Annotated in this window: 7 protein-coding genes; 6 read left to right on the top strand and 1 reads right to left on the bottom strand. The window is 68.0% G+C overall.

From position 1 onward, the window contains the following. The first annotated feature begins 1 nt into the window (after position 1). The 5 genes from ACTHN1_RS12150 (at position 2) to ACTHN1_RS12130 (ending at position 9,840) form a co-directional block, all read left to right on the top strand. The gene (locus ACTHN1_RS12150; protein ID WP_440471199.1) at positions 2-637 is read left to right on the top strand and encodes a hypothetical protein; all 636 of its coding nucleotides are present in this window, start codon (positions 2-4) and stop codon (positions 635-637) included. A gap of 28 nt (positions 638-665) precedes the next feature. After that, positions 666-2,642: a hypothetical protein gene (locus tag ACTHN1_RS12145; RefSeq protein WP_440471198.1), complete on the top strand. Its 1,977-nt coding sequence runs from the start codon at positions 666-668 to the stop codon at positions 2,640-2,642. A gap of 90 nt (positions 2,643-2,732) precedes the next feature. Further along, positions 2,733-8,060 (top strand): DNA repair ATPase, encoded by a 5,328-nt coding sequence (locus ACTHN1_RS12140; RefSeq protein WP_440471197.1) that lies wholly within the window; start codon positions 2,733-2,735, stop codon positions 8,058-8,060. Continuing rightward, positions 8,057-8,740, top strand: a complete 684-nt coding sequence (locus ACTHN1_RS12135; RefSeq protein ID WP_440471196.1) for a hypothetical protein — start codon at positions 8,057-8,059, stop codon at positions 8,738-8,740. The genes ACTHN1_RS12140 and ACTHN1_RS12135 overlap by 4 nt, the downstream gene beginning before the upstream one ends. Beyond that, positions 8,737-9,840: a toxic anion resistance protein gene (locus tag ACTHN1_RS12130; protein ID WP_440471195.1), complete on the top strand. Its 1,104-nt coding sequence runs from the start codon at positions 8,737-8,739 to the stop codon at positions 9,838-9,840. Before ACTHN1_RS12135 ends, ACTHN1_RS12130 begins: the two co-directional genes overlap by 4 nt. Before the next feature lie 72 nt (positions 9,841-9,912). Here the strand turns inward: ACTHN1_RS12130 and ACTHN1_RS12125 are convergent, their stop codons facing one another. Beyond that, positions 9,913-10,656, bottom strand: coding sequence for a helix-turn-helix domain-containing protein (locus ACTHN1_RS12125; protein ID WP_440471194.1), 744 nt, complete (start codon positions 10,654-10,656; stop codon positions 9,913-9,915). Here ACTHN1_RS12125 and ACTHN1_RS12120 point away from each other — a divergent pair. Beyond that, positions 10,636-12,303, top strand: coding sequence for a serine hydrolase domain-containing protein (locus ACTHN1_RS12120; RefSeq protein WP_440471193.1), 1,668 nt, complete (start codon positions 10,636-10,638; stop codon positions 12,301-12,303). The two genes, ACTHN1_RS12125 and ACTHN1_RS12120, sit on opposite strands and share 21 nt — an antisense overlap.

The following is a 12,303-nucleotide window of genomic DNA, read 5'->3' as shown; positions in this document are numbered from 1 at the left end:
GATGACCGAGTTCCTCAACACCGCCCTGAGTTTCCCCACCCTCGTCTACAGCGTGCTGCTGGCGTTCTGCGTGATCTACTGGTTGCTCGCGGCCACCGGCATCCTCGATTTCGACGCGGTCGACGGCTGGCTGGGCAACGATGGCGACAGCGTCGAACCCAGCCAGATCGCCGGCATGATCGCCCGGCTGGGCCTGTCCGGCGTGCCGATGATGCTGGTGCTGACGGTGCTGTCCTGGTTCGGCTGGCTCATCACCTATTTCGTCCAGCTGTGGCTGCTGCCGCATGTGCCCGACGCACTGCGCTGGCTGGCCGGCGCGGGTGTCCTGTTGGCCGCGCTGGTGCCGGGCGTGGTGGCGACCTCGTTGCTGCTGCGGCCACTGGCCGCACTGATCACCCGCCTGCGTCCGCCGCTGCCCGCGCCGGTGCTGGGACGCATCGGCAGCGTCATTTCGCCCCGGGTCGACGAGACCAGCGGCCGCGCCCAGTTCGACGACGGTGGCGCCGGCCTGATCCTCCAGGTCCGCGCCATGCCCGGCCAGGGCTTCGCGCGCGGCGACCGGGTCGTCCTGATTGAACACCTGGTCGCTTCCGACACCTACCGCGTCATCTCCGAATCCACTTTCCACCAGCAGTAAACGCACCGCGCCTACAAGGAGTTCCGCCATGAGCACCGCCAACATCCTTCCCTTCCTCATCGGCCTCGGCGTCCTGCTGGTGCTGGGGCTGGGTTTCATCGGCATCTTCAAGGCCTTCTACAAGAAGGTCGAACAGGGCACCGCGCTCATCGTCAACGACATGAGCTCGCAGCCGAAGGTCCATTTCACCGGCGCCCTGATCATCCCGGTGCTGTACAAGGCCGAGCTGATGAAGATCAGCCTGATCACCCTGCAGGTCGATCGCCGCGGCAAGGAAGGCCTGGTCTGCCGCGATAACATGCGCGCCGACATCGCGGTGGCGTTCTACCTGCGCGTCAACGAAACCCCGCAGGATGTCCTGCGCGTGGCCAAGGCGATCGGCGCCGATCGCGCCTCCGACAAGCATGCCGTCGACGAGCTGTTCAACGCCAAGTTCTCCGAGGCGCTGAAGACGGTGGGCAAGAAGTTCGACTTCACCGACCTGTTCGACAAGCGCCAGGAATTCCGCGACGAGATCGTCGCGGTGATCGGCCAGGATCTGAACGGCTACGTGCTCGAGGATGTGGCCATCGACTATCTCGAACAGACGCCGAAGTCGTTGCTGGATCCCAGCAACATCCTCGACGCCGAGGGCATCCGCAAGATCACCGAACTGACCGCCCAGCAGAACGTCCGCACCAACGAACTGGAGCAGAACGAGAAGCTGGCGATCACCAAGAAGAACACCGAGGCGCGCGAGGCGATGCTGGCGCTGGAACGCCAGCAGGCCGAAGCCGAGGCGCGCCAGCAGCGCGAGGTCGAGACCGTGCGCGCGCGCGAGGCGGCCGAGACCGCCAAGGTGATCGAGGAACAGCGCCAGGTGTCCGAACGCGCGCGCCTGGAAACCGAAGAGCAGATCAAGATCCGCGAGCAGGAGCAGCTGCGCCAGGTCGAGGTGGCCGAGCAGAACCGTCGTCGCGCGGTCGCGATCGAGCTGGAGCGCGTGGCCCGCGCCGAACAGCTGGAGCGGGTCAGCACCAACAAGGAAGTCCAGTTGCAGGAAGTGGAGCGCGACAAGGTCGTCGAACAGGGCCGGATGGAAGTGGCCAACGTCGTCCGCGAACGCACCCAGATCGAGCAGACCGTCGCCGTGGCCGAGGAAAAGATCAAGGAGACCCGCGAGGTCGCCGAAGCCGATCGCGCCAAGCAGGTGACCGTGCTGGCCGCGGAAGCGGCGGCGCAGGAGACGCTGGTGAAGGACGTCAAGGCCGCCGAGGCCGCCGAGCAGGCCGCCCGCCATCGCGCGGTCGAGCTGACGGTACTGGCCGACGCCGAGTTGCAGGCCGCCGGCAAGCAGGCCGAGGCCAAGCGCGTGCTGGCCGAGGGCACGCGTGCCGAATCCGCCGCGCCCGGCCTGGCCCAGGCGCAGGTCCAGGAAGCCAACGCGGCCGCGATGGAGAAGACCGGCCTGGCCGAGGCGCGTGTGCTGGAAGCCAAGGCCGACGCGACCTACAAGCAGGGCAATGCCGACGCGCGCGTGCTCAGCGAGCGCCTGGCCGCCGAGGCCGAGGGCGCCGAGAAGCTGGGTCGCGCCAACGCCACCGCGACGCAGGCAATGGGCGATGCCGAGGCCAGCAACATCGGCCGCAAGATGGCGGCCGAGGCCGAGGGCCTGACCTCCAAGTTCGACGCCATGGGCAAGATGAGCGCCGACGCGCGCAGCCACGAGGAATTCCGCATGCTGCTGGAAACCCAGCTGCGCCAGTTGCTGGCATCGATCGACGCGGGCAAGGCGATCTCGCGCGAGAACGCCGAGATCCTGGCCGGCGCGCTGAAGAACGCCAACATCGAGCTGATTGGCGGCGACGGCGGCGTGTTCAATGCATTGACCAAGGGCGTGTCGCTGGGCAAGGCGCTGGAAGGCATCGTCGGCGAGAGCCCGATTGCGGCGCAGCTGCTCGGCCGCCTGGCCGGCGGCGCCGGCCTGCCGGCGGCTGCGCGCCAGTCCGAAGCCACCGACGCCTGAGGCCGCGTCATTGAACCGGGCCGGCGGGCGCACGTCCGCCGGTCCTGAAATCCCGCATCGACCGCCCAGGACGGGCGAGGAAGAGGTCCGATGTCCGCAACCGCGAATCCCGAATCCACCACCGACAGCCAGGTCGACCAGGCCGTCGCCCAGGGTGGCGCATACGAAGTGCTGCGCCGCCGCCTGGGCGAACAGGGCGCGCGCCTGCGCGGGCTGGTCGAGGCGCTCAATGCGCGCCGCCTGCAGGAATTCGGCGACAGCCGGATGGAGGCGATCGGCCGCCTGCGGATCCGCACCGAGCACAATTCGGTCGGCCGCGACATCGTGCAGGTCGGCGAGTTCCTGCTGTTCGGCTTCAACGTCTACATGGGACTGAAGACCACCACGTCGATCGCCGACGTGTTCGGCCTGTACCGGCTGGTCGAAACGGCCGAGGGCTACGACGTCGCGCCGGTGGACATTGCCACCGGCTTCCTCGCCGATGCCGGCTTCCAGCGTGATTTCGGCGAGCTGTACAGCTACTACAAGGACGCGCGCCTGCTGCAGCTGATCGTCCGCGACAGCCGCCTGCTGATGGCGTTCCAGATCGGCCTGAAATCCACCGACGTCCGGGTGTTCCGCTGGACGCTTGCTTCCGACGGTACCATCAACTATCTCGATGCGCGCGGCGAACGCGACATCGTGTTGCCGCCGCCTTTCGATTTCGAATGGATCCGCGCCACCAAGGACATGGAGGTCAGCGGCCGGCACCCGCACCTGAACATCCTCGACACCCTGTTCGTGGAAACCACCGGCGGGGATCTGACCATCAAGGTCGAGAACAACACCGACACCGGCGCCGGCGTCTACAGCGAGCCGGTCGAGGATCGCACCCAGTCGCTGGACGATGCCCAGTTCGAGTATGCCCGGGTCGGTTCGCTGATCCTGCTCAAGGTCCTGCCCTATCGCGAGAGCGCCTGGCGCGGCCTGGTCTACAACACCCTGACCGGCAAGGTCACGCGCCTGGACGCGATCGTGCAGGCCTGCATCCAGTTGCCGGAAGACCACGGCATCATCTTCCCCGGCGGTTACTACCTGCAGAACGGCGAGCACAAGGCCTTCGACGCCATCGTCCGCGACATGCAGTACAAGCGCACGATCCGTTCGCCCAACGGCGAGGATGTCCTGTATGTCTTCTACGAGCGCGAGACCGGCCAGGCCGCGCTGCTGGTGTACAACCTGATCCAGCGCCAGTTGCAGCCGCCGGTGCTGGCGCACGGCTATGCCCGCCTGCACGACGGACGCATGGTGCTGTTCCGCGCCGAGAACGACGATCCCACCCGCGTCCACCAGATGCAGGTCTGGCAGACGCCCTTCAGTTCCGACGAGTTCGCCGCCACCCGCGCGCCGGGCACCTCGTTCATGGGCCGGCTCGGCAACGCCGAGCTGGTCCGCGCGGTCTCCAACCTGCTCGACCTGGCCCGCGAGATCGAGCGCGAGGACGTCTCCGCGCAGCGTTACCAGTTGCTGACCCATTCCACCCGGCGCCTGTTCGACCTGCACCACTGGATCGACGACGCCGAATGCAACGGCCTGGCCGGCCTGCTGCACGAGATCTCGGATACCGGCGAGTCGGTGCTGGACGAGTACGAGAAGGTCCAGCAGATTCGCCGCCAGTCCGACGCGGCGATGATCCAGGCCCGCAGCGACCACCGTGCCCTGATCGGCCGCCTGCAGCCGGAAGGCTGGAACGGCATCGATCAGTTCGTCGAAGCGCTGGGCGCGATTTCCCGCCAGCGCGGGCAGCTGCTGACCATCCGCGACTACCGCTACATCGATACCGCGGCCGTCGACAGCATGACGGCGGCGCTGCAGGAAGCGCAGGACCGGGTCGGCCTGGCCACCGGCGAGTTCCTTGCTGGCGACAAGGCGCTGGCGCCGTTCGTCCAGCGGCTGACCACCCTCGATGCGCAGGCGGCGGCCGCGACCACCGCGCGCGAACTGGGCGAGGCCATCACCGCGATGCAGGCGATGTCCGGCGAGCTGGACATGCTGTCGGAGCTGATGGCGACGCTGAAGATCGACGATGCCACCCAGCGCACCCGCGTGGTCGAATCCATCTCCGCCATCTATGCGCGCCTGAACCAGTCGCGCGCCCGCGCGACGGCCAAGCGCCGCGAACTGGGTTCGGCCGAGTCGGTGGCCCAGTTCGGCGCCCAGTTCACCCTGTTCGCCCAGGCCGTCACCAACGCGCTGGCGCTGGCGAACACGCCCGAGCGCGCGGACGAGCAATCCTCCCGGCTGCTGGTGCAGCTGGAAGAACTGGAGAGCCAGTTCGGCGAACACGAGCAGTTCCTCGGCGACATCCTGAGCAAGCGCGAGGAGGTGCTGGAAGCATTCGAAGCGCACAAGCAGGCCTTGCTCGACGAGCGCCAGCGCAAGGCGCAGGCCGTGCTCGACGCCGCCAACCGCATCCTGGAAGGCCTGGGCCGGCGTACCGAACGCCTTGGCAGCGCGGACGAGCTCAACGCCTTCTTCGCCGGTGACGCCCTCATCCTCAAACTGCGCGAACTGGCCGGGCGCCTGCGCGAACTCAAGGATCCGGTCAAGGCCGACGACGTCGAGGCCCGCATCAAATCCGTCCGCGACCAGTCGATCCGCGCGCTGCGCGATCGCAGCGACCTGTTCGAGGACGGCGGCAACATCATCCGCATCGGCGCGCGCCACCGCTTCAGCGTCAACACCCAGCCGCTGGATCTGACCCTGATCCCCCGCGCCGACACGCTGTCGGTGCACCTGACCGGCACCGACTACCTGCAGCCCTTGCGTGATCCGGCGCTGGAATCGTTGCGTCCGTTCTGGGACGTGATGATCGAGTCCGAATCCCCGCAGCTGTATCGCGGCGAGTATCTGGCCGGCAGCATGCTGGCCGACGCGCGCGCGGGCCGGAATGGCCTGGCCGTTTCCGCGCTGGAGCATGCGCTCACCGATCCCGAGGCCCTGGCGCGCCTGGTGCGCGACTACGCCGCGCCGCGCTACCGCGAGGGTTACGAGAAGGGCATCCATGATCACGATGCCGCCGCGATCCTGCGCGCCCTGCTGCCGTTGCAGCGCGCGGCCGGCGCGCTCGCGCATCCACCCGCCAGCCGTGCGTTGGCCATCGCGTTCTGGTGCCAGGCCGGTGACGAACCCGCGGCCGAGTGGACGGATCGCATCCGCGCCGCTCGCGCCATCGACGGTCCGGGCGGAGCCGGCACGGCGCTGCCCACGCTGCGAACCGAACTCGCCGACGCCATCGCACGGCAGCAGCAGGCAGGCGCGTTGCCGGAAGGAGCGGCCGGCGCCGCCGCCGGCTTCCTGGTCGACAGCATCGACTCGGCCACGCCCGGTTTCCGCTTCACCCAGTACGCGCAGCAGCTGGCCGCCGCGTTCACGCGGCAACTGGCCGAAGGCGATGCGGGCGCCGTGCTGAAGCAGACCCTGCGGCGCCTGCAGGATCGTCCCGCCGCCACCTGGGCGCTGCTGCAACAGGCGTTCACCGCGCTGACCCGCCAGGCGGAACTGGCTTCGCTGGTCGCGTACGTGCCGGAAGCGATCGCCCTGCATCTGCATGGCGATCGCCTGCGCCATGCCGTGGATCCGGTGGACCTGATGGTCTCGGTGCAGGGGCTGCTCGGCGAACATCCGCGCATCGTCCAAGGCCGGCTGGCGCTGGCCGTGGACGATTTCCAGGCGCGGTTCAACAGCCATCTCGAGGGTTTCCTGCCGCAGTGGCGGCGTTACCAGGCCCTGCGCGGCGAAGTCGTGCAGCGCGAACGCGAAGCGATGCGGCTGGAGGAATTCAAGGCGCGTCCGCTGACCTCGTTCGTGCGCAACCGGCTGATCAACGAGGTCTACCTGCCGGTGATCGGCGACAACCTGGCCAAGCAGATGGGCACCGCCGGCGAGGGCAAGCGCAGCGACCTGATGGGCCTGCTGATGATGATCTCGCCACCGGGGTACGGCAAGACCACGCTGATGGAGTACGTCGCCCACCGCCTCGGCCTGGTCTTCATGAAGATCAACGGGCCGGCGCTGGGGCACGACGTGCGTTCGCTGGATCCGGCGCAGGCGCCGGACGCGACCTCGCGGCAGGAACTGGAAAAGCTCAACCTCGCCCTGGAAATGGGCAACAACGTGATGCTGTACCTGGACGACATCCAGCACACCCATCCGGAATTCCTGCAGAAGTTCATCTCGCTGTGCGACGGCACCCGCCGCATCGAGGGCGTCTGGCGCGGCCAGACCAAGACCTACGACATGCGCGGGCGCAAGTTCGCGGTGGTGATGGCCGGCAATCCGTACACCGAGTCCGGCGAGGTCTTCAAGATTCCGGACATGCTCGCCAACCGTGCCGACATCTACAACCTGGGCGACGTGCTGGGCGGCATGGAGGAAGCGTTCCTGCTCAGCTACGTGGAGAACTGCCTGACTTCCAATCCGGTGCTGGCGCCGCTGGCTACCCGCGACATGGCCGATCTCTACCTCCTGGTGGATCGCGCGCGCGGCAAGGACGTCAGCAGCAACCAGCTCTCGCATGCCTACAGCGGCGCGGAGATCAACGAAATCGTCGCCGTGCTGCAGCGGCTGCTGAGCGTGCGCGACGTGGTCTACCGGGTCAACCAGCAGTACATCGCCAGCGCCGCGCAGGCCGACCGCTACCGAGTGGAGCCACCGTTCAAGCTGCAGGGCAGCTATCGCAACATGAACAAGCTCGCGGAGAAGATCTCGCCGGTGATGAACGAGACGGAATTGCAGCAGCTGATCTCCGACCACTATCTGGGCGAAGCGCAGTTGCTGACCACCGGCGCCGAGGAAAACCTGCTCAAGCTGGGCGAACTGCGCGGCACGCTGGGTGCCGAGGCGCAGGCGCGCTGGAAGCAGATCAAGGCCGACTTCCTGCGCAACAAGGCGATGGGCGCGGAAGATGCCGATGTCGGCGGACGCGTGGTGGCGCAGCTGGCCGACATCGCGGTGGGCCTGCAGCGTCTTGGCGAACCGGCCACCGTGGAGGAATCCGCGGCGCCCGTTCCCTGGGAAGCGCTGCTGGATGCGTTGCACGGCCTGCGCCCCGCCCCCGTTCCAACGCCCCCGCCCCCGACGCCGGCACCCGCAGAGGCCCCGGCGTCGACGATGCCCGATGCGGCGCCGATGCTGGCCGCGCTGCGCCAGACGCTGGACCGGCAGGATCAGTTGAATGCCGCGCTCGTCGCGCTTGCCCAGGCGCTGCGCGCCAATGCCGGGGAGCCCGCGGCGGCGCCGCGCAAGGCCAAGTCGAGGACATCCCGCCAGACCGAATTCGACCAGGTGATCGCCAACCTCGAATTCAAGGAGGAACGTCCCACGCCGACGCTGGGCGTCTCCCCGTCCCCGCAGAATCGGGGAGACGAGGTTCCGTGAATCCGGACCGCGTCGAAGGCACCGAGGCGCGGCTGCTGGCGGAGCACGCGGCGGCCGTGCAGGCGTTGGGCGTGGACGCCACCGAGGCGTTGCAGTCGACACTGCGCGATCTGCGCGGCCTGCTCCTCATCGCCGATCCGCAGGCCGCCCGCCGCAGCGTCGGCTTCTGGGGACGCCTGATCGGGCGCGACATCCGCCTGCGCGCCGAAGCCCAGGCGCTGCGCGAGCGCGGCGGCGTCCTGCTGATTCGCGCCGAGGGCCAGGTGGCGCGCCTGCGCGAACACCATGCCACGCTGGCCCTGCGGGCGGAGCGATTGAACGAAGCCATGGCGGCGCTGCGGGCCGAGATGGAAACCATGGCCCGCTCGCCTTCCACGGATGGCGATGACGAACGCCGGCAACGCCGGCTCGCACACCTGACCACCCTGCACGCGACCACGACGATCACCGCCAGCCAGTTGCAGCTGCTCGCCGCCGGCGCGCTGGCGATCGCCGAACGCCACGCGCAGCAACTGCCGCGGCTGGCCCTGCTGCTGTCGCAGCAGCGCGGCGTGCGGTCCGGTAGCCAGCAGGGAATGCAGTTATCCTCCGCACGGCAGGCGCTGGATGAGCTGGAAGCCTGTATCGAAGACCTGCCCAGCCCGGCCATGCCGGCGAACCAGACCCAGGAGAACCCATGACCACGCCGAACCCCGACCAGTCACTGCTTCCCGCCGCGCTGTCGCCGCAGCTGCTCGCCGACCTGGGTCTGGACACCTCCGACATCCCGCGCATCCAGGAGACCGCCAAGGCGCTCCAGGACATCGCTCCGGGCAATCTGCAGGGTTATGGCCGCGACGCGACCAGCAAGACCAGCGCCTACAGCACCCAGTTGCTGGACAAGGTGCGCAATTCCGATCTGGACAGCAGTGGCGACAAGCTCGGCGAGGTGGTGCGCATCGCCCGCTCGCTGAACCTGCAATCCTTCCACGGACGCTCCAAGCTGCCGATCCTCGGACCGTTGATCGATCGCATGCGCGCCGGACGCGACGAACTGGTCCAGCGCTACAGCTCGACCAATCGCCAGATCGATCAACTGATGACCGACGTCGGCAAGACCCAGCAGATCCAGCAGCAGCGCGTGCGCGAGTACGACCAGATGCATGCGATCGTGCTGGAGGAACGCCGCGAACTGGGCGTTCACGTGGCCGCCGGCCGGGTCCGGATCGCCGAACTGGAAGCCGAGCTGGCGAGCCTGGCCGGCAGCGAGGATCCGGCCACCCGCACCCAGCGCTCGGCCGTGGACACCGCCCTGCGCCTGATCGACAAGCGCGTCTCGGACCTGCAGGTGCTGCAGCACGCGGCGGACCAGACGCTGCCGATGATCCGGCTGATCCAGGCCAACGCCATCCAGCTGATCGAAAAGTTCAGCGCGGTCCGCGATGTCACCATTCCGATGTGGCGCAACCAGTTCGCGATCCAGCTGTCGCTGGCCGATCAGCGCAACGCGGTCGAACTGGCCAACGCCATCGATGACGCCAGCAACGAACTGATGCGGAAGAACGCGGAACTGGTCCATTCCACCGCGGTCGGCACCGCCCGCGCCAACCAGCGCTCGGTGATCGACGTGGATACGCTGCGTACCGTCAACGAGACCCTGATCCGCACCGTGGAGGAAGTCCGCGAGATCCACCGCGAAGGCATGGCCCAGCGCAAGCAGCTGAGTAGCGAACTGGTCGGCATGCGCGAGGATCTGGAGCGTCGCCTGGCGCAACCGACCGCGCAGGCGAACGGCGGCTAGGCGCACGCTGCGGAGACGTGCGCCATCGCGTCGCCCCGGCGGTCGTGACGTCCGGGTCGGCGGGCGCGGCGTTCAGCCCGCCGGGCCGTATCCCGTGTAGAGCGTGTTGACGAGCGGGTCGCCGAGGCTGAGTTTGCTTTTCCGGTATTGCATCGGGCTCACCGAGGTGAGTTCCTTGAAGTCGCGGCAGAAGTGCGCTTGGTCGAAATAGTCCGCGGCGGGATCGCCACCCAGCTTCCCGCTCCAGGGGTGGGGATGCAGGGTGCGCAGGGCGCGGCCTAGGCGGGCGATGCGCATGACCTGCTTGGGGCCCTGCCCCGAGCTGGCGACGAACCGCTTGTGCAGCGTCCGTAGTGAAACGCCCAGGCGCTGCGCCCAGGCGGAAACGCTCGCGGGTTCATTGCTGGCGAGGAGGGCGTCAACCATGCGGAGCAACGCAGCGTCGCGCCCGCCGACATCATCCGGCAGGGTTCTCAGCCATGCGCTGGCGAACCGGATCTTTTCGTGGAAGCCCGCCAGCGCGGACAGGCGCGCTTCGACGCCGGCGGAACGCGCGCCGGTTTCGGACAGGGCGATGCGCCGGTTCAACAGATCTCCGGGCATGCATCCGGTGAGGCGTCGCAGTCCGCCGTGGGTGAGGATGACGACGAAGGCCTGGAGCGCGCCTTCATGGCGGGCCTGGAAAGAGGTGGTGGTCGGTCCCCATATCCCCGCCGAAGGCGCGCGCTCGAAGTCGCCTTTTCCGTTGATCGGACGCAGCGCATATCCGGAGGTCGTGAGGAACTGGAGCAGCGGATGCTGCAGGGGAAGCTCCAACGCCGCTCCCAGCGCCCGGTCGTCCGTGCGCTGCGCGAATCCGATGACCCAGGGTTTCAGGTCGTGGGGAGGTTCCTGGAATGCGAAATCCATCGTCATCCACCCGCGGGGCCGATTTCTACAAGCCATTTGATGCGGTCGGCGCTAGATTCCGGGCTTCGCCCGCGCATCGAGGCCGCCTTGGACCGCATCCGACGCCACCTGATCCTGACCGGCGCCCTGCTCGGCTTCGGCGGCCCCAGCATGAGTGCCGCTGGGGGTCCCGATCAAGCCCGTGACGACGGCCTGGCCCGGTTCGCCGAAGGCGTCCAGCCCGGCTGCGCGATGGGCATCTTCGGCCCCGAAAAGACACGGTATGACAGTGCCGGATATGCCCGTCTCGCCTCCGCCCGGCGGCTGGACGAGAACACCCAGTTCCTGGCGGCATCGACGTCGAAGCAGTTCACGGCGCTGGCCGTGCTCACGCTGATCGACGAGGGCAAACTCAAGTTCGAGGATCCGGCCAGGCGATGGGTGCCCGAACTCGCCGGCGCGGTCGGCGACGCCACGGTTGCGGAGTTGCTCCACCACACCGCGGGCGTGCGGGATCACGTGAACCTGCTGTTTCTGGTCGGCGTCGAAGCGCTCGCGGGAGTCGATCGCGGCCGGACCCTGGCGTTGATGGCGCGCCAGCAGCGCACCAATTTTCCCTCCGGCACGCGCAGCCAGTACTCCAACGGTAACTATTTCGTGCTGGCCGAGATCGTCCGGCGCGTGTCCGGCACGCCCTTGGAGACGTTCGCGGCGGATCGGATTTTCACTCCCGCCGGAATGACCCGTTCGTACTTCCTCGGCGGCGCGGAGCCGGTCGCGCTGGCCGATGGCCACCAGCCCCAAGGCAAGCAACCGGGATTCCGCGTGGCCAACGATCGGCCCGCCACCAATGGGTCGGGTGGACTGGTGACCACGGTGGCGGATCTGTCGCGCTTCGAACAGGCATTCCGGGCGGTAACGATGCCATGGAACCCGCGCATCAAGGCCTGGTTCCTCACCCCCGGCACGCTCAGGTCCGGTGAGCTCGCCATCCTTCCCGAATTCGGGACGCCTTACGGAACGGGTGTGGGACTGACCGCCGTGGGCGATGACCTGCAGATGGCCCATGGCGGTGGCGCGGAAGGATTTCGGAGCGAATACGTCCGCATGCGGGATGCGCCCATCGGCGTGGCGGTGTTGTGCAACCGGCTCGATGCCGACGCCTCCGCGCTCGCCCTGGAGGCCCTGCGGATCGCCCGGAACGCTTCTCCGCCACCATCCGATCCGGCGGCGCGGGCTCCGACCCGCGCCGATGCTCCGCCGAAGCCTCCCGAGCCTTCACTCCTGCGGGCTGTCGCGGGCAAGTACCGGGTCGAAGAGCTGGACGCGATCTTCGACATCACGCCGACGGACAACGGTTTCGAGGTGAAGATCCGTTCGCCGTTCACTCCGGTTTCGGACTACACCGAAACCTGGGGCGGATTGACCATGGAGGAACCCGACACCCTGAAGAGCGGGCCGCTGCGGATTGATCTGGACAGGCATGCGGAACGTCCGCGCATCGTCGCCCTGTCGTTCGGTCGCCGCGTCGAAGGCATCGCGTTCCAGCGCGTCGACGCGGATCCCGAAAAATAG

It is taken from the genome of Pseudoxanthomonas sp. (assembly GCF_051953815.1).
Lineage (GTDB): Bacteria > Pseudomonadota > Gammaproteobacteria > Xanthomonadales > Xanthomonadaceae > Pseudoxanthomonas_A.
Note: the sequence above shows the minus strand (reverse complement) of the source record. Positions and strands in the feature narration are given on the sequence as shown.